Origin of the sequence: Mesorhizobium sp. M1A.F.Ca.ET.072.01.1.1, from assembly GCF_004023325.1 — a bacterium.
Lineage (GTDB): Bacteria > Pseudomonadota > Alphaproteobacteria > Rhizobiales > Rhizobiaceae > Mesorhizobium.
In genome coordinates this window covers 1-21958 of the sequence record NZ_RZSF01000077.1, presented here as the reverse complement: position 1 = coordinate 21958, position 21958 = coordinate 1, and the positions used below count along the sequence as shown (strand labels likewise).

At 62.0% G+C, this 21958-nt stretch carries 20 protein-coding genes; 13 read left to right on the top strand and 7 right to left on the bottom strand.

What is annotated here, in order from left to right:
* Positions 1 to 257 precede the first annotated feature (257 nt).
* Positions 258 to 1013, top strand: a complete 756-nt coding sequence (locus tag EOA32_RS13660; RefSeq protein ID WP_245499269.1) for a GNAT family N-acetyltransferase — start codon at positions 258 to 260, stop codon at positions 1011 to 1013.
* Between the two features lie 100 nt (positions 1014 to 1113).
* Here the strand turns inward: EOA32_RS13660 and EOA32_RS13655 are convergent, their stop codons facing one another.
* The 4 genes from EOA32_RS13655 to EOA32_RS13635 all read right to left on the bottom strand — a co-directional run bounded on the left by EOA32_RS13655 (position 1114) and on the right by EOA32_RS13635 (position 5212).
* Positions 1114 to 2340 (bottom strand): NAD(P)/FAD-dependent oxidoreductase, encoded by a 1227-nt coding sequence (locus EOA32_RS13655; protein ID WP_128372039.1) that lies wholly within the window; start codon positions 2338 to 2340, stop codon positions 1114 to 1116.
* Positions 2337 to 3017: a WecB/TagA/CpsF family glycosyltransferase gene (locus EOA32_RS13650; protein WP_245457004.1), complete on the bottom strand. Its 681-nt coding sequence runs from the start codon at positions 3015 to 3017 to the stop codon at positions 2337 to 2339. The genes EOA32_RS13655 and EOA32_RS13650 overlap by 4 nt, the downstream gene beginning before the upstream one ends.
* 660 nt (positions 3018 to 3677) lie before the next feature.
* Positions 3678 to 4463 carry an SDR family oxidoreductase gene (locus EOA32_RS13640; protein WP_066994025.1) on the bottom strand — a complete coding sequence of 262 codons (786 nt, stop codon included), beginning with the start codon at positions 4461 to 4463 and terminating at the stop codon, positions 3678 to 3680.
* 17 nt (positions 4464 to 4480) lie between these two features.
* The gene (locus EOA32_RS13635; protein ID WP_245499268.1) at positions 4481 to 5212 is read right to left on the bottom strand and encodes an FCD domain-containing protein; all 732 of its coding nucleotides are present in this window, start codon (positions 5210 to 5212) and stop codon (positions 4481 to 4483) included.
* A 189-nt stretch (positions 5213 to 5401) separates the two neighbouring features.
* Between EOA32_RS13635 and uxuA the strand changes: the two genes are divergently transcribed.
* The 5 genes from uxuA (at position 5402) to EOA32_RS13615 (ending at position 10605) form a co-directional block, all read left to right on the top strand.
* The gene (gene uxuA / locus EOA32_RS13630) at positions 5402 to 6586 is read left to right on the top strand and encodes a mannonate dehydratase (RefSeq protein WP_128372038.1); all 1185 of its coding nucleotides are present in this window, start codon (positions 5402 to 5404) and stop codon (positions 6584 to 6586) included.
* A 76-nt stretch (positions 6587 to 6662) separates the two neighbouring features.
* Positions 6663 to 6800 carry a hypothetical protein gene (locus EOA32_RS39255; protein ID WP_210214833.1) on the top strand — a complete coding sequence of 46 codons (138 nt, stop codon included), beginning with the start codon at positions 6663 to 6665 and terminating at the stop codon, positions 6798 to 6800.
* Between the two features lie 15 nt (positions 6801 to 6815).
* Complete coding sequence (locus EOA32_RS40570; RefSeq protein WP_281013996.1) at positions 6816 to 6944, top strand: hypothetical protein; 129 nt, start codon at positions 6816 to 6818, stop codon at positions 6942 to 6944.
* Positions 6941 to 8185 carry an MFS transporter gene (locus tag EOA32_RS13620; RefSeq protein ID WP_128372037.1) on the top strand — a complete coding sequence of 415 codons (1245 nt, stop codon included), beginning with the start codon at positions 6941 to 6943 and terminating at the stop codon, positions 8183 to 8185. Before EOA32_RS40570 ends, EOA32_RS13620 begins: the two co-directional genes overlap by 4 nt.
* A gap of 215 nt (positions 8186 to 8400) precedes the next feature.
* Positions 8401 to 10605 (top strand): adenylate/guanylate cyclase domain-containing protein, encoded by a 2205-nt coding sequence (locus tag EOA32_RS13615; RefSeq protein WP_128372036.1) that lies wholly within the window; start codon positions 8401 to 8403, stop codon positions 10603 to 10605.
* A gap of 179 nt (positions 10606 to 10784) precedes the next feature.
* On the opposite strand, the gene EOA32_RS13610 is transcribed toward EOA32_RS13615, so the two are convergent.
* Positions 10785 to 11648 (bottom strand): FecR domain-containing protein, encoded by an 864-nt coding sequence (locus EOA32_RS13610; protein ID WP_128372035.1) that lies wholly within the window; start codon positions 11646 to 11648, stop codon positions 10785 to 10787.
* 672 nt (positions 11649 to 12320) lie between these two features.
* Between EOA32_RS13610 and EOA32_RS13605 the strand changes: the two genes are divergently transcribed.
* Genes EOA32_RS13605 through EOA32_RS13595 form a run of 3 tightly spaced genes read left to right on the top strand, consistent with a single transcriptional unit; the run spans position 12321 to position 15935 of the window.
* Positions 12321 to 13535, top strand: a complete 1215-nt coding sequence (locus tag EOA32_RS13605) for a glycosyltransferase family protein (RefSeq protein ID WP_128372034.1) — start codon at positions 12321 to 12323, stop codon at positions 13533 to 13535.
* Between the two features lies 1 nt (position 13536).
* Positions 13537 to 14781 (top strand): glycosyltransferase family 4 protein, encoded by a 1245-nt coding sequence (locus EOA32_RS13600; RefSeq protein ID WP_128372033.1) that lies wholly within the window; start codon positions 13537 to 13539, stop codon positions 14779 to 14781.
* Complete coding sequence (locus EOA32_RS13595) at positions 14778 to 15935, top strand: glycosyltransferase family protein (protein ID WP_128372032.1); 1158 nt, start codon at positions 14778 to 14780, stop codon at positions 15933 to 15935. The genes EOA32_RS13600 and EOA32_RS13595 overlap by 4 nt, the downstream gene beginning before the upstream one ends.
* A 73-nt stretch (positions 15936 to 16008) precedes the next feature.
* On the opposite strand, the gene EOA32_RS13590 is transcribed toward EOA32_RS13595, so the two are convergent.
* Positions 16009 to 16680 carry a class I SAM-dependent methyltransferase gene (locus tag EOA32_RS13590; protein ID WP_095830848.1) on the bottom strand — a complete coding sequence of 224 codons (672 nt, stop codon included), beginning with the start codon at positions 16678 to 16680 and terminating at the stop codon, positions 16009 to 16011.
* Between the two features lie 83 nt (positions 16681 to 16763).
* Here EOA32_RS13590 and EOA32_RS13585 point away from each other — a divergent pair, with 83 nt between their 5' ends.
* The 4 genes from EOA32_RS13585 to EOA32_RS13570 all read left to right on the top strand — a co-directional run bounded on the left by EOA32_RS13585 (position 16764) and on the right by EOA32_RS13570 (position 21275).
* Positions 16764 to 17114 (top strand): hypothetical protein, encoded by a 351-nt coding sequence (locus EOA32_RS13585; protein WP_128372031.1) that lies wholly within the window; start codon positions 16764 to 16766, stop codon positions 17112 to 17114.
* A 15-nt stretch (positions 17115 to 17129) separates the two neighbouring features.
* Positions 17130 to 19844 (top strand): ABC transporter ATP-binding protein, encoded by a 2715-nt coding sequence (locus EOA32_RS13580; protein WP_095777237.1) that lies wholly within the window; start codon positions 17130 to 17132, stop codon positions 19842 to 19844.
* 102 nt (positions 19845 to 19946) lie between these two features.
* Complete coding sequence (locus tag EOA32_RS13575; RefSeq protein WP_095777238.1) at positions 19947 to 20393, top strand: cyclic nucleotide-binding domain-containing protein; 447 nt, start codon at positions 19947 to 19949, stop codon at positions 20391 to 20393.
* A 36-nt stretch (positions 20394 to 20429) separates the two neighbouring features.
* Entirely contained in the window at positions 20430 to 21275 is an 846-nt protein-coding gene (locus EOA32_RS13570) for an MBL fold metallo-hydrolase (RefSeq protein ID WP_128372030.1), read from the top strand.
* Between the two features lie 50 nt (positions 21276 to 21325).
* On the opposite strand, the gene EOA32_RS13565 is transcribed toward EOA32_RS13570, so the two are convergent.
* Positions 21326 to 21958, bottom strand: a 633-nt coding sequence (locus EOA32_RS13565) for a polysaccharide deacetylase family protein (RefSeq protein WP_128372029.1), incomplete at its 5' end; no start/stop codon positions are given.

Genomic DNA, 21958 nt, shown 5'->3' with positions numbered 1-21958 from the left:
GGGTACTCTGTTACAGTGGCATTAAACGGGTGGCGAGGCGGACCAACGCGACCAGTCATGGATGATGGGTATCATGCGATGATGGTGCCGATGGGTGATCGGCTACGCATGGGGTTTCGGACTATGTCTCGCCCGTCGCCGACGAGGAGATCTTCTCCCGCATTCTTGCCGACGCCCGCACCGTCGCCGCCATCCGCAAGCATCTGCGGCCATACGATCTCCTGCGCATCGGCAAGCTGGCGGACCGCTCCCTGGCGATGGAGCGCCTGCTTGGCGTCGACAAGCGCGACAGCATGGGCATGAGCGCCTATTCCAGCAAGCTGGAGCCGACATTCGCCGGCTGGCGCGAGCAGCGGCTGGACCAGTCATATCGCAAGGAGCTGGACAAGAAATCCCGGCAGCTCAACCGCCTCGGGGAGGCGCGCTTCGAATGCGTTGACGGCCCGGCCGCGGTCCGCACGATATTCGATGCCCTCAAGCTCTATCGCGGCAAACGCTTCGACGGCAGCAACGGTCCGGCCGACCTTTTGCAGCTGCCTTCCTATTTCGATTTCTACCTGGCCGTGGCCAATGAAGGGTGCGGCGGCTTCGCCCGCACCTATGCATTCTGGATGAACGGCCAGCCGATCGCCGGCGCGCTCGGGCTCGAGCACCGCGGCTCGCTCCTGGTCATCCTCGGCGGTTTCGACGAGGCCGGCTACCGGAAGCAGTCGATCGGCAGCCTGATGTTCGAGCAGATCGCCCGCGATTGCATCGAGCGCGGCGATCAACACCTCGATTTCACCATCGGCGACGAGCCCTACAAGCGCGTCTTCGGCGGCCGGCCTTCACCGATGTGGCAAATCTACCGCGCAGGGAGTCCGCTCGGCTATGCGGCGCATCTGACGGTGCAGAAATTGCCGGCGGCCAAGGCGCTGGCGCGGCATATCCTTGAGGCCGCGCATGTCAAGAAGGCCAAGCCTTCAGCTGTCATCATGCCGCCGGCTGCCGATGAGGCCGCCGAGTCGTCCTAGTTGAAGCGGGGTCGGTTCGGACGCCTTACGCTAGCTTCAGGCGGTCGCGCACGCCTATGCCGAAGCGTACTTTGAACGAAATGCGCCGGCTTACCCGCAATCAGGTCACGGCTTCCACTTGCGGCCGCTTGAGACCGCGCAGTCGCGCGGCAAAGCTCGGGCTGAACTTGTCGATCTCGTGCAGGATGCGGCGACGGCTGAAATGAACCTGCCGGCGCGCGCGCCAGCGCAGGTCCGTGTCGATGGTCAGGCTGCGGCGGAAATTCGCCAACTCGAGCCCCCGTTCATCCATCGCCTGCTTCGTGGGATCATCATAGAAGGTGGCGATCTTCGCCGCCGCCATGCCGGGCGAGGCCATCCACTGCGGCACGTGCACCATGCACAGGCGCTCCACATCGGTGAGGAGGCGGCTGACGCCTGTTCCGGCGGCCGGACAGGATGTCTGATAGGCGTCTCCGATCAGGACGACGCCGTCGCGCTTGCAATTTTCGGCGACGGTGATGTCGGTGAGCCAGCTCGAAACGCGGTCGATGACCTCGAAATCGCCAAAGGTCCTGAGGAGTCCCGGAAGCGTTTCGATGAGCGTTTCGCGCGGGCGGTCGCGCAGCGCCTTGACCCACGGGTCGGTATGCTCCCGGAAAACAAAGAGGTTGGCGCGGGTGACGCCGCCGGCCGGGAAGAAGTTCAGGTAATCGATGCCGTCCGAAACGCGTTCGCCGTAATAGGTCAGTGCCGGATGCTTGAACGCGCTTGCTCCCGCCGGCCGGACATTAAAACCGAAAGTCAGCGATTGGCGCTGGTGGACGAACCGGCGCTCGATGCCGACGTCGCGCCGCAGGATGTCGCCCATGCCGGTGGCAAGCACAAGCAGGCGAGCCGTCACATCCGGCTGCCCGATGATCGACACACGCTGCCGCTCCGGCCCGGCCTGCACCGCGCTCACCCTGCCGGCGACGAAGCGAACGGTCTTGGGCAGTTCGGCCCGCATCGCCGCGACGAGGTCGTCGTAAAAGATGCCGTAATGGCGGGCTCGCGTGCGGTCGAGCACTCGCCCCTTGCGCACGTTGACGATCTCGTCGAATGCCGCGGCCGCCGTGGAAAGACTGTCGAGGAGGCCGATCCGGCGCAGCTTGTCGATCTGGTCGCCGGCGATTTTCTCGACACGGAACTCGCGCGGAAAAACGGGATGGCGGTCGATCAGCGTGACACGGTAGCCCGACCGGCCGAGGAGAGTCGCGGCAAGTGTCCCGGAGAGCCCGCCGCCCACGACAGCGATCTCCGTGTCGGTTCCCTCCGGCAGCGGACGAAGCGAATGTTCGGCTGTCATTGGGAATACCTCAACAGGGCATAAAGGGCACGGGGATTGGTGGTGAAGTAGCGCCAGAACAGCCGGCGCGGCTCCATCAACATGCGCCACAGCCATTCGAAACCCGCCTTCTGGACCCAGAGCGGGGCGCGCCGGACCTTGCCGGCAATATGGTCGAACAGCCCTCCGGAAGTCTTGATCACACCGACATTCGAGAGCCGCGAGCCAAAATCGCGGACAAAGATCTGCTCGCGCGGCACGCCGAGGCCGAGCCACAATATGTCCGGTGCAAGCGCGTCGATCTCTTCGAGCTTTTTCTCGAGCGCTTCGCCGGTCAGGTAGCCGTGGCTGTGGCCGACGATGCGCAGGCGCGGATAGCTGGCTTTGATGGCGGCCACGGCCTTGGCGTTCCCGGCCTCAGTCGATCCAAGCAGGTAGAAGGTCGCGGCCTCGTTCTCGGCGAGCTTTGCGACATCGTGGAACAGATCGGTGGTGGCCACCCGTTCCGGCAACCGCGTGCGGCACAATAGGCGCGAGGCGAGCACAAGTGGCTGGCCGTCGGCGAAGATCTGATCGGCTTCGCGGAAGAGGGCGGCGATCTCCGATTTCGCGCGAGCCTGGGCGATGACCTCGCCGTTGACGGAGGTGAAGTAGTAGGGACGGCTGCCATGGCGGTGCTGCCGCGCCGCCGCGAGCATCAAGCGGGCGGCGCCCTGCCGGTCGATCACGGTGACAGGCAGCCCGCCAAGCTGCACCGTCGGCAATGCAGGCAGGTCCTGCCGGGAAGGGGCTGCTTCCAGCGCTGCCACGGCGGTCACGCTTGGACGTCCGGTCGAAGTCTGGTGCTGCAACCGCGGAAAACGAGAGGTCTCATGGTTCAGATGTTGGCTGGAGTGGAGCGGATCCGATCCGCCGGTCGTAACGCTGTGTTGTTCAAAATCTCTTTTTGAAGTTTCTAAAACTTTTCGCATAGGAGAAGTCGCCCCACTCTCCGGTAGTTCGAACTACCTCCTTCATGGCACCATACGTAAAAAAATCAAAAAGTTAAGCGACATGTTAATAGTTAGTTAATATGGACAATTTGAATCGAAATATAAATCGGTTTAAACCTTTTGACCTCGACTTCACTTGCTTTTTGGGTGATTTTGAAGCTGCGTTTTCAACACGAATGCGATGCGATCGCCACTGGTGCGACCACATTGCAATGCCAACAAGCTCCTGATCTATCCTGGGTGATCCTGGGCCACGAAATAGTTGGTGAGGCGGGCAGCGACATGCATGGCGCCCGCCAGACGGGCAAAGCGGAAATCGTCCGGCGTCAGCTGCTCCGGCAAAGGCCAAGACCGATCTTCATGGCTCTATTTCACACCGATGCCGGCGGTCAGGCCGCCGTCTATCTTGTAATCCGCGCCGGTGCAGAAGCTCGCTCTGGAGGAGCACAGAAAGGCGATGAGTTCGGCCACTTCTTCTGGTTCGCCGATGCGGCCAAGCGGATGCGCCGCACCGAAGCGCCTGTACGCTTCCTCGACATCGGCATCGCTGCCGGTTTCGCCACGCGCGGCCTTCTCCAGGATCGGTGTGCGGATCGAGCCTGGGCTGACCGAATTGACCCGGATGCCGGCCGCCGCGTAATCCAGCGCCAGCGAACGCGTCAGCGTGTGGATGGCGCCCTTGGTCGTGGCATAGGCCGCGACGTTCTGCTGACAGGCGAAACCCTGCACCGAGGCGACATTGACGATGGCGCCGCCACCGCGGCGGATCATTTCGGGGATGCCGAAATGCGCCGTCAGGTAGATCGAGCCGACATTGACCGTCATGGCCTTGTTCCATGTTTCCCAGTCGGTCGTGGTCGCGGTTCCGTAGGGATGGACGGCCGCCGAATTGACGATCACGTCGAGGCCGCAGAACCGTGCGACCCCGGCAGCGACGGCATCGCGGACCTGGTCCGCCACGGAGACGTCGGTGTCGACGACCAGCGCGCCGGCTTCGGAACTTTCCAGCTCCGCTCTCATTGCCGCATTGGCCGAGCGGTCGATGCCGCAGGCGATGATCGCAGCACCCCCTGCGGCGAGGCGCCTGGCGGTTGCCAGACCGATTCCCGTCGTCCCCGTCACCAGGGCGACCTTGCCAACAAAATCCTTCATTGCGGGAACTCCTTCAGTCACGTGTCCGACGCCGGCTCTTCCGGCAGGAATCGCAGGGCGAAATCGAGATGGCGGCTCATCAGGTAGGCGTAGGCCACCCTGTCGCGCGCGCGGAGGGCGGCGACGATCTCGCCATGCGCGGCGCGGGTGTCGGCCAGGACCGGGCGCATCTCCTTGCCGATGGTCATGATCCGCAGGATCACCGGGGAAAGGAAGGAATACATGTCCGACAGCATGCGGTTGTTCGCCAGCCCGATCAACGCCATGTGGAAGTCGAAATCATTCTCCGCGGCCTCCTGGATCGAGCGGCTCTCGACGATCCGCGCGTTGACCGCGTCGAGCGCTTCGATCTGCTCGTTGTTGGCGTTGAGCACGATGTGGTCACCGATGCCGACTTCGATGATGCGCCTGAAGCCCTGAATGTCGGCGAAGGAGGAGCGCGAGACATCCATATGCGCGGCAAAGAAATTCTGGATGGCGATGCTATGCCCGTCGGCGAGCACCGCGCCGACGCGGGGTTTCGGTTCGATCAGCCCGTAGGTCCGGATGGCGCGCAAAGCCTCGCGCACGGTGTTGCGACTGGCGCCGGTGATCTCGCTGAGCTCGCGCTCTGTCGGCAGCACGTCGCCGACATTCAGCTGCCGCGAGCGGATGAGATCGAGGATACGCCCGGCCGCGGCATCGACCGCCGAGCTGCCGCCGGCGTGGCGGCGGGCGACGCTCTCGCGCACGGCGTGAGAATTTTCCAATGACGAATCTCCCAAATTGTTGGACCAGGATATCGCAAGATTCCGGGAAAACAATCGAGTTGGACGCCGTCTCGATCAGTTTACCGCGCTACATGTCGGCCATTAGGCGTCCGATAAAGCCCAAATTGTCATTGACTCTCATCGTGGTCCAACAATAACTTGCCGCTCTCTCTCAAAGGAAGGCAGCAAATGGAGCAGTGCTGGCGTTGGTATGGCCCGGACGATCCGGTGACGCTCGATCACGTCAAGCAGGCCGGGGCGACCGGCGTCGTCTCGGCGCTGCACGACATCTATGACGGGCGCGCCTGGCCGCTGGAAAACATCCTGCAGCGCAAGCGGATCATCGAGGCGGCGGGGCTGACCTGGTCGGTTGTCGAGAGCATCCCCGTCCACAACTCGATCAAGATCGGCTCGCCGGAACGGCTGCGCTATGTCGGCTTTTACAAGGATACGATCCGAGCGCTGGCGAAGGCCGGCATCGCGACGATCTGCTACAATTTCATGCCCGTGGTCGACTGGACCCGCACCGATCTGGCGTATCGCCTTCCGACGACGGGTTATGCATTGCGTTTCGACGCGATCGATTTCGCGGCCTACGACCTGTTCGTGCTGAAGCGCCGGAATGCCGAGGCCGGCTACAGCGCCGCGCGCATCGCCGAAGCGGAAGCGCGACTGAGAGAGCTCAGCGACGAGAAAATCGAGCGGATCGAGCGTAACCTTATCGCCGGACTGCCCGCCACCGAGCGCAGCTACAACCGGGACACTTTTCGCGAGGCCTTGGCCGAGTACGATTCGATTGGGCCAAGGGAACTGCGCGACAATCTCGCCTGGTTCCTGCGCGAGATTATTCCGGTCGCCGAACAGGAAGGGGTGCGCATGTGCATCCATCCCGACGATCCGCCCTTCTCGCTCTACGGCCTGCCGCGCATCGTTTCGACAGCTGAAGATGCGCGGTTCATTCTCAATGCCGTGGAGAGCCCGGAAAACGGGCTGACATTCTGCACAGGCTCCTACGGCACGCGCGCCGACAACGACATCGTTGCCATGGTCAAGGAGTTCGCCGGCCGCATCCATTTCGTCCATCTGCGCAACGTCACCATCGAGGATGACGGCTCCTTCTACGAGGCCGAGCATCTCGAGGGCGGCACCGACATGGCGCATGTCATCCTCGCCCTGATGCGGGAGGAAGCGCGCCGTCGGGAGGAAGGCCGCGCCGACTGGCGCATTCCGATGCGGCCTGATCACGGACATCTGCTCGCCGACGACATCGGCAAGACCAGGATCAATCCCGGTTATTCGCTGATCGGCAGGCTGAAGGGCCTCGCCGAACTGCGCGGCATCATGCGGGCCGTCGAACGGTTCGGGCTGGCATAGAATCGAAGCCTTCCACCGACGCTGCCGGCGAGCGCAATCCGCTGCATGAATTGACCGCGCGCCGGCCGAGAAATCGGTGTTCGGCAAGCTGATCCTCCACGGCGGCGTCAGTTCTGGTATTCTCAATGCCCTGGTCGCGGAGGATTTGCCCGGGCCCGGGACCGTCTTTCTCGAAATCGCATGGAAGTTCGTCAAGGCGGTCGGCGTTGAGTAAGCGATCATCGGACGCGTGGAGGTCAAGAAGTTGCGCCCCGACAAGCCGATCTGCAAGATCGAGACCAGCCTGCGCAACGGCCAGGGGGAGCTTTGTCTCACCGGCACGGCGGCCGTGTTGACCATCCCGCTGCAAGGCGCATGAGCGCGGTGAGCGGCAGCCCGCTTGGCATGGCCGCTGACCGCGGCCGCTGGCGCGTGCTGTCGCTGCTTTGCCTGGCGGTCGTTCTGTCGCTGACCACCTGGTTTTCGGCGACGGCCATCCTGCCCGAACTGAGGCAGGAGCTTGCGCTCGGCGCCGGCGGGGAGGCCTGGCTGACCAACGGCGTTCAGGTCGGCTTCGTGATCGGTGCGCTGGGGGCGAGCCTGGTCAATCTTCCCGACCTAGTGCGGCTCTGCCGGCTGATGGCGGCCGCCGCTCTTGTCGCCGCGCTCGCTAATGCGAGCCTGCTGCTTCATCCCGGGCCAGGCGGCGTGATCGCCGCGCGTATTGTCACCGGCGCAGCGCTTGCCGGCGTCTATCCGCCGGCGCTGAAGCTGGTCGCCACCTGGTTCACGCGCGATCGGGGGCTGGCGCTCGGCGCAGTCATAGGCGCGCTCACCATCGGCTCGGCGCTGCCGCATCTTTTTCGCGCTGTCCTGACCGCGCTCGACTGGCGGCCGGTGGTCGCGGCCGCCAGTGTAGCAACGACGGTCGGCGCGCTCCTGTTTCTCTTGTTCGCAAGGGAGGGGCCCTATCCTTTCGGCAAGGCGGTGTTCGAGCCATCGCGCATCGGGCAGGTGTTTCGCGAGCGGCCGCTGCTCCTGGCCAATCTCGGCTATCTCGGCCATATGTGGGAACTCTACGCCATGTGGGCGTGGCTGCTTGCCTATACGCGCTCGGCATTCGAGGCGCAGGCGATCGGATCGGCCGCTGCCGCGTCGCTTTCGACCTTCTTCGTCGTCGCCTCCGGCATCATTGGCTGCCTGTTGGGCGGCTATCTGTCGGACCGCATCGGCAGAACCGCGACCACCGCCGGCATGATGATCGTCTCGGGAAGCTGTGCGCTGCTGATGGGCTTCCTGTTTGCCGGGCCGCTTTGGCTCTTCATGCTGGTCGCCGTCGTCTGGGGTATTTCGGTGATCGGCGATTCGGCGCAATTCTCCGCCGCAGTGACCGAGCTTGGCGATCGCCGCTTCGTCGGCACGGCGCTGTCGGTGCAGCTTGGCGCCGGCTTTGCGCTGACGGTGCTCGCCATCTGGCTGACGCCGCGCTTCGCCGACTTCATCGGCGGCTGGCGCTGGGCCTTCCTGCTGCTGGTGCCGGGCCCGCTTCTCGGGGCGGCCGCTATGCTGTGGTTGCGAAACTTGCCGGAGAGCGTGAAAATGGCCGGCGGCCTCCGCTAGCGCTCTTGCTCCTCGACTGTCTAGCGCTGGAGCCGATTGAGAACTTCGTCGCTACGCAAATCGCCAGCGCTGGGCTCACGCTGCTCCGTTGGGCGTAAGGTTGGCGATTGCACATTTGCCGGGAACAATGCAGCCTAGCTTCGAGGCTCGAAAGCTGCCTTCCGGAGCGGGGCCATGCAGGCAGGATACGCGGCACAGTTACTGGTGCAGATGTCATGACACGCGCCCAGATGGCTGGCGTCATCCTGGGTCTGTCGCTGGTGGCGGCGCTTACCATTGTGCGGGCGAGCGACCCGCAGCCGTTGAAACTCGCCCGCGAAGCGACGTTCGACCAGTATCAGAGGCTGGCACCTCGCCGCTTCGAGTCGATGCCCGTCCGCGTGGTCGACATCGACGAGGCCTCATTGCAGCAGTTCGGGCAGTGGCCGTGGCCCAGGGATCGCATCGCGGCCCTGGTCGAAAAGCTGGCGGAGCTTGGTGCAGCAGCCATCGCATTCGACATCCTTTTCGCCGAGCCCGACCGTCTGTCGCCTCGCACTGTTCTCCGCGACGTGCCGGGCATCGATCCGGCCCTGCTGGACCGCCTGCCCGACAACGACGAGATCTTTGCCCGGTCGATCGCCGGCAAGCCAGTTATCCTGGGTTACGGCATCTCCAACGAAGGGAACTATCGGCCGCAAATCAAGGCTGGCATTGCCTTTACGGGCGAGAGCCCGGTCGCCGCTCCTCCCCATATCACGGCAGCCACGCCGCTGCGGCCCCAGCTTGAGGCCAATTCAGCCGGCATCGGACACATCAGCCTCAATCCCGGCAGATCGACCGCCGTGGTGAGGACAGCCCCACTCTTTCTGACTGATGGCGAGCAGCTTTATCCCGATCTTGCCCTCGAAGCCATAAGGGTAGTGCAGGGCGCCTCCACCTACCTCATTGCCGGCGCGCCGGATCGGCAGGGCATAATGACCTCCGTCAAGATCGGCGACTTCGTTATCCCGGTGACCTCGGCCGGCGAACTCTGGCTCTACGTCAGCCCCGACAGGGCCGAACGTTATGTTTCGGCGAAGGACGTGCTTGCACCCGGCGGCGTCTCGTCCGAAACGAGGGCCGCGATCGAAGGCAGCATCGTGTTTGTCGGCACCTCGGCCGCCGGGCTGCAGGATATTCGTGTCACCGCGCTCGGTGAGAACGTGCCGGGCGTCTCGATCCACGCCCAGATCATCGAACAGGTGCTGTCCGGCCACTATCTGTCTCGGCCCGATTGGGCAAACGGGCTGGAAATCGCGTCGATCGCGATGCTCGGCAGCCTCCTGGTGATTCTGACGATTTTCGTAAGCCCCGCGATTGCGCTCGCCTGCGGCCTTGCGATCACGGGACTGGCGCTCGTCGCATCATGGTTTGCCTTTTCGCTTGCGGGACTGCTGTTCGACCCGTTTGCGCCGATCCTCATGGGCACGATCACGCATTTCGCGACAACCTCTTTCCGCTTCCTGGTGACTGATCGAGAGCGGCGCGCGATCCGGCGGGCCTTCGGTCAGTATTTGTCGCCATCGCTTCTCTACCGGATCGAGCACACGCGCGACGCGCTTCGTCTTGGCGGCGACGACCGAGAGCTGACCGTGATGTTTGTCGATGTGCGAAACTTCACGGAGATCAGCGAAAGACTGCCGCCCACCGCCGTCGTGCGGTTTTTGAACACGCTTCTCGACGCGCTCAGCCGTCATGTCACCGCCAATGAAGGCACGCTCGACAAGTTCATCGGCGATTCGATCATGGCCTTTTGGAATGCCCCGGTCGACGTCACCGATCATCCCCGCAAAGCCGCTCGCGCGGCATTGGCGATGCGCGAGACGATTGCCCGCCTCAACGAAAGCGATGCATTCGGATTCGGGGCCGGGCAGACGGTTCGCATCGGTATCGGAATCCATACCGGCGTCGCCTGTGTCGGAAATATGGGCGCGGAGTCGCGTTTCAACTATTCGGCCGTTGGCGACGCGGTGAACATCGCAGCGCGTATCGAGACAACGTGCAAGACGGTGAGTTTCGATATCCTCGCGTCCGACGACACAGTAAGATCGCTGCAAGGCTGGGCCTTGCTCGACGCGGGATCGCTGGAACTCAAGGGAAAGAGCACGAGGACCAGAATCAATGCCGTCGTAGGCGATGAAAACGTTGGGTCGTCGCCGGATTTTGCCGAATTGCGGCTTCTCCATGGCAAGCTCGTAGAGGCGTTGCAATCGCGCTTGCCAGGCAGCCGAAAGATGATCGCGGCGGCAAAAGTCAAGGCCGCGGGCCTGCCGGCAGGGTTGCAGGAATTCTATGGCCGGATCCCGCGCAGAGCGGACGATTTTGTTGGCAAACGGGCGGGAGCGGCGATGGAAACGAATGCCGGCTATGCGGAGCAACAATTCGGCTCCGGTTCTTGACCTTCATTCATGCAGAGCGGTCGACGGCTCGACTCGCCGCTGTTCAAGGGCAATAATTTCGTCCACCCCGACGTAGGAGCGAGTTGGCCCAGACCGGTTGGCGAAGTGCGGATACGGACGCGCCGAGAAAAAGAGCGGCTATCCGTTGCTCTTGCCGCTGCCGGCCACCGCCGTCGTCGCTACTTTTTGCCAGGACCCTTGGATTTTCCGGGATTGCTTGGATCGTGCTTGCCCGGATCATTTCCATGGCCGTTGTTGCCGTCATCTTTGTCGCCCCGCGGCGGGCTCGGCGGATCGGGGGTGCCCGGACCGGGTGGTGCCGGTGAGTTGCGCCGCTGCGGCCGTGCCGTATGCTCTTGCTGAATGGCAGCCGTAAGCCCGCAATTTCCGCCGATTGCGTCAAAGCCTCCCGAGAGCTGCTGATTGCCGGTCAGAAACGGCAATGCCCGCGAGGTCCCGAGTGTGGTGAGCACAGATCGATTGACCTTGATAACGTCGGTCATTGAGCCTGACGGCGTCGCGACCACGCAATCGCAGCGCCGCTTCAGTTTCCTGCATCCGCCGCCGCTGCAGAATCGGGCCGACCCCTTCAGCAGCACGACGGCGGTTTTGCCGTTGGGCGCGATGTGGACATCGAATGCTGTTCCCCGCACGCCTATTGTGCCTGCGGGCGTCACAATCTCGTAGGCGGACGAAGGCGAGCTCCCGCTTATCCAGCGAAACGTTCCCTTGGCAGCGCGGATGGTGAGCTTCTTCACCGAATTATCATCGTTGAAGACGTATTTGTCGAGGACGACGGAAGAACCCCACCCCACCGCCAGCTTGGTGCCATCCCGGAACACGAATTGGCCAAGCCCGGTGTTGGATGTCCTGATACGTTCGTCCCGATGAACGGGTGCGCTGACCACCAGTGGTCCGGTTGCGCCGGTAACGGCAGTCTTGATCACGACTGCCCGGCCCACTGCTTCGGCGGCTATGGTCGGTGTCGCATTGATGAGATTCGCGGCAAGCGCGACAACTGCAGCCCACCTCAAGGACGGCATGGCATCCTCCCCGAAACGGCTTTATTAGCACATGCTTGAAAGGCTGTCCCCGCGGAGTCATACCTCAATTTGAGTAGGATATGGCTCTTTCGCTTGGGCGACGCTCGAAGGCACAATCGTCGACGTTAGGTCCTGCGCTTGGGTGGGCCGCGCGGGTTGCCCCCTCGCTCATCGGGTCGGAGGTGGGATAACGCCAATGCTGTTACTGAATTCGTCTGGCTGAGGGACAAGGCGATGTTCTGCGTGGGCGGCGCGAGAGCGCCCGCATCTGGGGCATCGATCATGGTTTGTGTCGGCGCGCTGTCTTTGCAGATCTTCAGCCCATTCTTGGGCAGTTTAGCCGCGTCGGCCACGAGGGAGGAGCGCCATCGCCCTGGCCGCATTTCTGAAAGCAAGCAATCGGCCAGCCCGCGACCCGTCTCGAAACAAGTGCATGTATCCGCCGTGATCGATCTGCAGCGCACGAGGCCGACAAGGCAAATAGGCTGGGCATCGGATCCAATGTGCATAGCAGCTGAGCAGACGCTGCTCAGCATATGAACCCTCTTGGGTAATATAATTTGAAAAAATTGCTCCCTCATGTTCAAAACAGGTCGATAGACCCGCGAGAAATGGGTTCGAATCCTGCGGGGGCCCGCGGTCCTCAGGCGAGAATTCTAAAGAGGTTCGACAATGACCCAGCACGTACAAGATGCTCGAATTCTCATGTACAGCCACGACACGTTCGGGCTCGGCCACTTGCAGCGCTGCCGCACGATCGCGCATTCCCTGGTGGAGGATTTCCACGGACTTCAGGTGCTTATCATTTCGGGCGCGCCTATCGCCGGCGCCTTCGACTACCGCGCCCGCGTCGACTTCGTGAAGATCCCGAGCGTCATCAAGTTGCGCAACGGCGAATACACCTCGCTGGAAAAGGATATCGATCTGCATGAGACGCTAAGAATGCGCCAGTCGATCATTCGCCACACAGCCGAGACGTTTCGGCCGGATATCTTCATCGTCGACAAGGAACCGCTCGGGCTGCGCGGTGAGATCGAGGACACGCTGTCCTACCTCAAGACGCGAGGCACTACGCTGGTGCTTGGCCTGCGCGAGGTGATGGATGCGCCGCATCTGCTGGAAACAGAGTGGGAACGCAGGGATGTGATGCGCAAGATAGGCCTGTTCTACGACAAGGTCTGGGCCTACGGTCCGCCGGATTTTTACGATCCGTTGACCGGCCTGGATGTGCCGCCGGCTATCAGGGCAAAGATGAAGTTCGTCGGTTTCCTGCAACGGAGCCTGCAGAAGAACGAGTTGCCCGGCCACCGCCCCGAGGGCGACTATATCCTCGTTACGACCGGTGGCGGCGGCGACGGCGCCGATCTGATCCACAACGTTATCGATGCCTATCAGCAGGATCCGCAATTGCAGCATAGGGCGTTGATCGTGCTTGGGCCCTACATGCCGGCGCGCAAGCGCAACAAGTTTCTTAAGAAGGGGTCCAAAATCCCGTATATCAAGATCATCGAATTCGACAACCGCATGGAAGAGCTGATTGCCGGCGCCAAGGCGGTAGTGGCGATGGGCGGTTACAACACCTATTGCGAGATACTGTCTTTCGACAAGCCGGCGCTGATCGTGCCGCGCGTCAAGCCGCGCGAGGAGCAACTGATCCGCGCACGGCGAGCAGCCGAACTCGGTCTCATCAAGATGCTTTCGCCGGAAGAAGCCGAGGATTCCCAGCGGTTTGCCGATACACTGAAGGTGCTGCCGGATCGGCCCCGCCCATCGCAGAGCAATCCGCATCTGAGGCTGGAAGGGCTGCCTCATATTTCCGCGATCGTCGCGGAACTGCTCGACAGGCGGGCGGGCCATCATCTTTCGGTCATTGAAGGCATCAACTGAGTTGCAACATCGCAAGATCGTCGTGGTTCTGAAGGGTTATCCGCGGCTGTCGGAAACCTTCATCGCGCAGGAACTGCTCGGGTTGGAGCGAGCGGGGTTCGACCTGATACTCGTTGCGCTGAGGCGGCCAACCGACGCAAAACGCCATCCGGTGCATAACGAGATCAAAGCGCCCGTCCATTATCTGCCGGAATACCTGCATGAAGAACCGCTGCGCGTGGCTCGCTCGCTGTTTGCTTGTCTGCTGCGGCCAGGCTTCTGGCGCGCGCTCGGATCGCTGGCTGCCGACATCCCCCGCGACTTTACGCGCAATCGCGTGCGCCGCTTCGGGCAAGCGCTCGTGCTGGCGGCCGAATGGCCGGAAGATGCGGACTGGCTGCATGCGCATTTCGCGCACACACCGGCATCGGTGACACGCTATGCCAGCCAGCTTCGCGGTCTGCCCTGGAGCTGCTCGGCCCATGCCAAGGACATCTGGACTTCGGCTGACTGGGATCTGGCCGGCAAGCTTTCCTCGGCGCGCTGGACGGTCACCTGCACGAAAACCGGCTTCGACCGTCTAAAAAAACTCGCTAACGGCAACTCGTCATTACATCTGAGCTATCATGGGCTCGACCTTGATCGCTTCGGCAGCTTCCGCGGGGCGCGCAAACAGCACGACGGCTCGGCACCGGACGAACCGGTTGTCGTTCTGAGTGTCGGGCGCGCCGTTGAAAAGAAAGGTTACGATACCTTGCTGGAGGCGCTTGCCCTTCTGCCTGGTGATTTGGCGTGGCGTTTCGAGCATATTGGCGGCGGCGACGAATTGGAACGGCTCAAGGCGCTCGCGCAAAAGCTCGGACTGGATGGTCGCGTCTCTTGGAAAGGCGCGCTTGCCCAGGAGGAGGTGCTTGAGCACTACCGCCGAGCCGACATCTTCGCCCTGGCCTGCAGGATCACCGCAAATGGCGACCGGGACGGTCTGCCGAACGTTCTGGTCGAGGCGGCCAGCCAGCGGCTCGCCTGCGTGTCGACCGATATTTCCGGCGTGCCGGAGCTTTTATCTCCGGATGAAACCGGGCTGCTGGTGCCGACAGAAAATCCAATTGCCTTGGCACAGGCGCTGGAGCGCCTTATCCGTGATCCCCTGCTGCGCGCCCGCCTTGGTGACGCCGCAGAGTGGCGCGTGCGCGCCAATTTCGATCATATGACAAGCATTGGGCAGCTCAAGGAACTCTTCGAGCGGGAGTGGCGGGCCGCCGAATGAAGCGACTGCGCGCCTTCTTCTATGTCCAGCACCTCCTCGGTATCGGCCATCTTGCGCGCGCCAGCCGCATTGCGGCGGCTCTGGTCGATGACGGGTTTGACGTAACCGTGGTGACCGGCGGCGCGCCGATCGCGGGGTTTCCAGGATCGGGGGTCAAATCTGTACCTCTGCCACCCGTCACCTCCGGCGATGAAGGATTTTCCGGACTTGTCGACCTGCAGGGCAAACCCATCGACGATGCTTTCAAGAAATGGCGTTCGGAGATGCTGTTGCAGGCCTACCGGGATTGCGGGCCCGATATCGTCATTGTCGAGGCGTTTCCATTTGGACGTCGGCAGATGCGTTTCGAACTCCTGCCGCTGATCGAGGCCATCGAGGCGACATCCCGCAGACCGCTCCTGGCGACGTCCGTCCGTGATATCCTTCAGGAGCGCGTCAAGCCGGGCCGAAACGAGGAAACGGTCGATCTCATCAACAGGCATTTCGACCTTGTCATGGTCCACGGCGATCCGGCTTTCGCAACCATCGACAAGACATTTCCACTGGCTGGGGCGATCAGGGCCAAGGTTGTCTACACTGGGCTCGTTGCCGCGCCGCCACCGCCCGCGGTCTCCGAGCGCTTCGACGTTCTGGTGTCGGTTGGCGGCGGGGCTGCCGGAAAGAGCCTCGTCAGTGCCACTATCGCAGCGGCGCGGAATGCCAACAGCGCTTGGAAATGGTGTTTGATCACCGGTCCCAACCTGCCGAAAGGCGAGTTCGATGCGATCGCACGCGATGCCACGCCGGGCCTGTCGATCTTCCGGTTCCGCGAGGATTTCGCCAGCCTGCTGAACGGCGCCCGCCTGTCAGTCTCGCAGGCGGGTTACAACACGGTCTGCGACGTCCTGCGCGCGGGTTGTCGCTCCCTGCTCGTTCCGTTTGCAGCGGGTGCGGAAACCGAACAGACGGTTCGCGCCCTGATGCTCGAAGAACTCGGTCTTGCAACGGTGCTGACGGAAAAGGACCTAACGCCTGAAGGTTTGGCGCGAGCGATCGAACAGGCGCTTGCTGGACCGAGGCCGTCCGCGCATCGTCTCGATCTGGAAGGCGCGCGTCGCTCAGCGCAAATCCTGCGCGAGCGACATCGAACATGGTCCCTGAAAACGGAACTCTAGCTAACGCGCGTCGCCCCGGTGAGATTCGCGCGACGTCGTTATCCGACAGCCGTCACGCTTTGAGCGAAATGCGTTAAACAGTTCCAATCAGCATGAAGCGCGTATAATTTTTTGTCGGCAGTTCGCCCGAGAACCGCACCTCCCGTAGCGCCGCCATTGCTTCGAAGGCTGCCAGTGAAGCCACGCAGTTGATGTGGGTCGGCTCGCTGAAATAATCGTTCGATTGCAGCAATACATTCGTGCCCCGCGGAAGCAGGGCAAGCCAGGCGCGCAGATCGACTATGTGTTCGCAGCTCGTATTGACCACCAGGTCGGGCTGCGCGGCCGCATAGTCAACGGCGTACATATCTGCCGTCAGCGCCCGGAACCGGTCAACGGCATCCCGGTTGAGGGTCCGGGCGACCGGCGCGACTTCGGGATCGATGTCGATGCTATCAATCGCCCCGATGTCGAAGCGAGCATCGTTGAAAAGCATTGCCGGCAATACGCCGTACCATCCACCCAGAACCCATATGCGGCCGAACCGGCCGCCGCAGCTGTCGAACAGCCTGTCGAGCGCCCACATCTTGCAGGCGACCTGCTTGTGGTTGAAGGCGTTGGCGATATCGGCGTGCGGATGCTTGGCGATGACGCGCGCCAGCCCTGCCACGAGAGGGTGGTTGACATAGGCGGCAATTCCCCGCGTGAGGTCCAAGGCCTGTTCGTGCCCGTCCATGCCCGCATTGCGTGGTTGCGTGACATCCATCATACTCGTCTTGTAGGTTGGGATTTTGGGCGACACAACGCAATCTTGCCCCGGCAAGGCTGGTTGGTTCGCGGACGTTGATCATGGTGCACGCCGCTTCGCCATTGCCCGGTGCCGGAGAGGGGCTGTCCCATCAGTCCGGACCAACGGCGTTCATGCGCCAGCATCAGCAGCGCAGCTGTGGCGGCCGTTCGCCAAAACGCCACGGCAGCCGTCAATCGTTTGGCCAGCTGCTTTCGCTGATCAACAATGCCCGTGTTGCGGTCATCGACCATGCGCCTGAACTGGATCGCGCCGCCTCGCAGCGTCCTTTCATCGTTGAGCGCAGGACAATCACGGTGCACTGTGGCTCGAAGCATGTCGTTGGCGATGAAGAAATCGCCGATGCGCCATTAGCCAGCAGGTGCTTCTATGTCCTGCAGCCTTGCAATTGAACGGTCCACGGTCGGATGGAACCCAGTCTAGCCCGCTATATCTGGACGCACACCAAGAAGCAGCAGGTCTGGATATTGATGATCGTCGTGCTTTCGATGATCCCCTATTTCATATCCTTCGATCTGCCGAAGCTGATCGTCAACGGCCCTATCCAAGGTAAGGGTTTCGGAGAACCCGGCGCGACCCAGCCGTTCATGAGGCTGCACTATGACCTGCCGTTCATTGGTGAGGTGCAGTTCTTCTCCGGCTTTCAGCTCGACCGCACGGAGACGCTGTTTGCGCTGAGCATTGTTTTCCTTTTGCTAGTCATCATCAACGGCCTGTTCAAACTCTACATCAACACATACAAAGGCCGACTTGGCGAGCGCATGCTGCGGCGTATCCGTTTCGATCTGATCGATCGCGTGCTGCGGTTTCCGCCGATTTACTTCAAACGCGTGAAATCCGCCGAAGTGGCGACCATGGTGAAGGACGAGGTGGAGCCGCTGGGGGGCTTCATCGGCGATGCCTTCCTGCAGCCGGTGCTGCTCGGCGGTCAGGCGCTGACGGCCATGCTGTTCATCATGGTGCAAAACTTCTGGCTCGGAACGATTGCGGTCGTGATCGTGGTGATCCAGATCGTGCTCATCCCGCGCATGCGGCGGCGGCTGATCGTGCTCGGGCGCGAACGGCAGTTGACCGCGCGCGCGCTCTCGGGCCGGGTCGGCGAAATCGTCGACGGCATCGGCGCGGTTCACGTCCACGACACATCAAACTACGAGCGCGCCGACATAGCTGCCCGGCTCGGCCTCATCTTCAAGATCCGCTTCGATCTTTACCAATGGAAATTCATGGTGAAGTTCCTCAACAATTTTCTGGCGCAGCTCACGCCCTTTCTGTTCTACATGATCGGCGGCTACCTGGTCATCCGGGGGCGGCTGGACGTCGGCCAGCTGGTGGCCGTGATCAGCGCCTACAAGGACCTGCCCGGACCGATGAAGGAACTGATCGACTGGGATCAGGCTCGGCAGGACGTCCAGGTCAAATACCAGCAGGTCGTTGAACAATTCACCGTCGAGGGTCTCATCGCGCCGAGAATTGGAGCGTTGAGGATCGACGCTCCCGGTCCGATGACCAACCCGCTGTCGGCGATCAATCTGTCCATAGCGGACGATGGCGGTGGAATGCTCCTCGACCGGATCTCGCTCCAGGTCAAGCCGGGTGAGACGGTGGCGCTGGTCAGCACCGCAACAGGTGGAGCGGAGGCGCTTGCGGAAGCCTTTGCGCGGTTGAACTGGCCGGACAGCGGAAAGATCGCTTCGGGCGCCGACGACCTGCTTGAACTTCCCGAAGCGGTGACCGGGCGGCGCATGTCCTACGCCTCGTCGGATGTTTTCCTGTTCCATGCAAGCCTCCGCGATAACCTGCTCTACGGGTTGAAGCATGCGCCGCTGACATCGGTGCCTTATGAGGGTGCTGCGGCAGACCAGCAGCGCTGGAACATTCACGAGGCGCGGCGGTCGGGCAATTCGGACCTCGATATCCGGAGCGACTGGATCGACTATGCTTCCGCCGGGGCCACCGGCCCGCACGACCTCTTTGAGGCGGTGCGCCGGGTGCTCGACGCGGTTCTTCTGTCGCGCGACATTCTGGATCTCGGCTTGCGCTCCTCGGCTGACCTGACGCGTCACACGGAACTCGCCAGGCGCATCGTCGAACTGCGTGCGGCGCTGCGAACCAGGCTGGAACAGGAAGGGCTGAGCGGACTGGTGGTTCCTTTCGAACCAGGCGCCTACAACAAGGAAGCATCGATCGGCCAAAACCTGCTCTTCGGCGCCGCCGCCGGCCCCGAACTGGCCGACAAGGCGCTAGCGGCCAATCCCTATTTTGCGTCTGTGCTGAGGCAAGCCGGCCTCGACCGCACGCTTTTCGAGATGGGCATGGAGATCGCCGAACAGGCGATCGAGCTGTTTGCCGACCTGCCGCCCGATCACCAGTTCTTCCAGCAGCTCGCCTTCATGGGCGCCGAAGAGATACCCGCCTACGAAACCTTGCTACAACGGCTCAAGAACCGTCCCTACGAGGCAGTTTCGGAGAACGATCGCGCCATGATCGTTACACTGAGCTTTGCCTATATCGAGCCCCGGCACCGCTTCGGTCTGCTGAGCGAGGATCTGATGAGCAAGATCGTCGCTGCACGCAACCGGTTCTATGAAACCCTGCCGTCCGAGCTGCAAAATGCGATCGAACGCTATGATCCTGCCAAATACATTGCCGCGGCCAGCGTCATGGATAATGTCCTGTTCGGGCGTGTGGGCAACAACCATCCCGACGCGCCGGATCGCATCCGCTCCATCGTCTATGACATTCTCGACGAATTGGGGCTTTATGCCGAACTTCTGGATGTTGGCCTGGACTTCAACGTCGGCGCCGGCGGCAGGCGGCTGACCGCTGGACAGCGGCAGAAGCTCGATGTTGCCCGGGCCCTGCTCAAGCGTCCCGATTTTCTCATTCTCAACCGGCCGCTGTCGGCGCTCGACCAGCGTGCGCAGGACAAGGTGCTGCGAAACGTGCTCGACGAAGCCAGGTGCGACGGCCATTCGCCGGCAATTGTGTGGGTCGTGACGAATCCGGCAATGGGGATGATGTTCGATCGCGTTATCGTCTTCGACTCGGGTAAATTGGTGGAAGACGGAACGCTCGAGACACTTTTGGCAGGGAAGGGTATCTTCAAGGAACTGCTGTCTTAGACCAACGGGCATTGAGATGGGATCGTTCTGTCGGTGGAAATTGGCTGCAAGGCCACGGGATACGGCGCCTGGCAAACGCGAATTTTGAGAAGGTTTGCGACAATGCTGCTCAAGGATGAAGTTGGAATGCTGCAACGCGTTCCCTTGTTCTCCGGCATCGAACCGACAAAGCTCAAGCTGCTTGCGTTCACATCCGATCGCGTGAGCTACAGCGCCGGCCAGATCCTTTTCCGGCAGGGCGACGAGGGAGACGCCGCCTATGTCATCCTCTCAGGCAGGGCGGATGTTCTGGTCGATTCCGACAGCGGGCCGATAAAAGTTGCCGAACTGCTGCCAAATTCGATCGTTGGCGAGATCGCCATCTTGTGCAACAGCTCCCGCACTGCCACCGTCAGAGCGGCAAGTCCGCTGGAAGCCTTGAAAATCAGCAAGGATCATTTCCTGAGGCTTATGAAGGAGTTCCCGGAGATGACCATTGAGATATTGCGGGTTCTTGCCGATCGTCTAAGCCATACGACCGCGGACCTGATCGACGCACGAAACGCCTAGCAGCAGTTGTTTGGCCACGACGGGCGAAGGAGCAGCATGGATTTCCTGGTCAGGTTTTGGGGCGTGCGGGGCAGCATTTCGGTATCGGGACCAGAATTCTCTCGCTATGGCGGCAACACGAGCTGCATTGAGATGCGATGCGGCAAGCATATGCTTCTGTTCGACGCCGGCTCTGGCCTAGGGCTTGCCGGCAGAGCGTTTCGGGCCTCGGGCGTGACCGATTTCGAGCTGTTTTTCACCCATTGCCATTACGATCACATCATCGGGCTGCCGGCTTTCAAACCGATCTATGACCGGAGCGTCAAGGTCAGGCTTTGGTCCGGCCATCTTGCAGGACGCATGACGACCCGTCAGATGGTCGATGAATTCATGCGGCCGCCGTGGTTTCCGGCCAAGCTCGACATCTGCAAGGCAAGCATCGACTGCCGCGATTTCGTATCCGGAGACGTTCTAAGGCCGCGCGAAGGAGTGGTCGTCCGGACCGGCAGTCTCAACCATCCGGGAGGCTGCATAGGTTACCGCGTCGAATGGGGCGGCCGCATCGTGGCGGTGATCACAGACACTGAGCACGAGCCGGGTAAGCTCGATCAGGCGGTGCTCGACCTGATCGAAGACGCCGACCTCGTCATCTACGATTGCACCTACACCGAGGACGAAATGGAAGACCGCCGTGGCAACGGGCACTCGACATGGCAGCAGGGCGTCAAACTGTGTGAGGCAGCCCGTGCCCGAGGGCTTGGGCTGTTCCACCACGATCCGACACGCACCGACGACCAATTGGACGAGATCGAGAAACTGGCCAAAGCCAGGTTTGCCGGCGCTTTTGCCGCGCGGGACGGCCAGACGCTCAAATTTCCAGTCTCATTGCACAAAAAGCGCTGAGCTATTTTGCTCTATCTTATTGTTTTGATGCAATTCCGGAGGAAAATCGCTCACACTTTTCCTGGAATTGCTCTACCGCCGCTACGCCCGATCAATGTCCTGATCGGAAGCCATGCGCAGGCTTCAGTCTGTGCGGCGACTGTGAACAGCCGTTCGAGAAAAAGCCAGGCCGATTCATCGTGGACGAGATGATGGGTGAGCAGGCCGACCGGTTCGCCACCGTCGAATGCATGCCGCAATTGCGCAATGATGGCCTGAACCAAGGACCCATGATCGCGACAGCCGCGCGTGCCATGCCAATCGATGATGTCGACATTGCTGTTGATGACCGGCACTGGGGCCGGCTTCGGCGGCCCAAAGACCGACAATGCCGCAAATCCTACCGATCCAAGCTCCGATACCAAGCCGGCGTCGATTCTGTTCCAGGGTGGCACCAGCATCGGAACGGCACGCGCGCCGTGCAACCCGGTTAGGCGCGACAGCCCGCGGGCCATCTCATCGAGCACCGCCTGGCGTGGCCGATGGGCGCCGAGTTCCTGCTTTTTCTGGTCCTGCGGCGCATAGTTTCGGTGCGCCCAGCCATGGATGGCGACCGAGGCATGCGGCGCCTCGTCAAGCCGGACGACAAGCCTCTCGTCGGTCAGCGCCGGAATGACTGCCAGAGTGAGCGGAACCTCGAATGC

Bases quoted from the DNA above. Each gene is read 5' to 3' on its own strand.
- EOA32_RS13580 (WP_095777237.1), top strand. From the start codon at position 17,130: ATGGAACCCAGTCTAGCCCGCTATATCTGGACGCACACCAAGAAGCAG.
- EOA32_RS13620 (WP_128372037.1), top strand. From the start codon at position 6,941: ATGAGCGCGGTGAGCGGCAGCCCGCTTGGCATGGCCGCTGACCGCGGC.
- EOA32_RS13655 (WP_128372039.1), bottom strand. From the start codon at position 2,340: ATGACAGCCGAACATTCGCTTCGTCCGCTGCCGGAGGGAACCGACACG.
- EOA32_RS13570 (WP_128372030.1), top strand. From the start codon at position 20,430: ATGGATTTCCTGGTCAGGTTTTGGGGCGTGCGGGGCAGCATTTCGGTA.
- EOA32_RS13605 (WP_128372034.1), top strand. From the start codon at position 12,321: ATGACCCAGCACGTACAAGATGCTCGAATTCTCATGTACAGCCACGAC.
- EOA32_RS13610 (WP_128372035.1), bottom strand. From the start codon at position 11,648: ATGCCGTCCTTGAGGTGGGCTGCAGTTGTCGCGCTTGCCGCGAATCTC.
- EOA32_RS13590 (WP_095830848.1), bottom strand. From the start codon at position 16,680: ATGGATGTCACGCAACCACGCAATGCGGGCATGGACGGGCACGAACAG.
- EOA32_RS13650 (WP_245457004.1), bottom strand. From the start codon at position 3,017: ATGCTCGCGGCGGCGCGGCAGCACCGCCATGGCAGCCGTCCCTACTAC.
- EOA32_RS13595 (WP_128372032.1), top strand. From the start codon at position 14,778: ATGAAGCGACTGCGCGCCTTCTTCTATGTCCAGCACCTCCTCGGTATC.
- uxuA (WP_128372038.1), top strand. From the start codon at position 5,402: ATGGAGCAGTGCTGGCGTTGGTATGGCCCGGACGATCCGGTGACGCTC.
- EOA32_RS13640 (WP_066994025.1), bottom strand. From the start codon at position 4,463: ATGAAGGATTTTGTTGGCAAGGTCGCCCTGGTGACGGGGACGACGGGA.
- EOA32_RS13660 (WP_245499269.1), top strand. From the start codon at position 258: ATGGAGCGCCTGCTTGGCGTCGACAAGCGCGACAGCATGGGCATGAGC.
- EOA32_RS13585 (WP_128372031.1), top strand. From the start codon at position 16,764: ATGGTGCACGCCGCTTCGCCATTGCCCGGTGCCGGAGAGGGGCTGTCC.
- EOA32_RS13575 (WP_095777238.1), top strand. From the start codon at position 19,947: ATGCTGCTCAAGGATGAAGTTGGAATGCTGCAACGCGTTCCCTTGTTC.
- EOA32_RS13615 (WP_128372036.1), top strand. From the start codon at position 8,401: ATGACACGCGCCCAGATGGCTGGCGTCATCCTGGGTCTGTCGCTGGTG.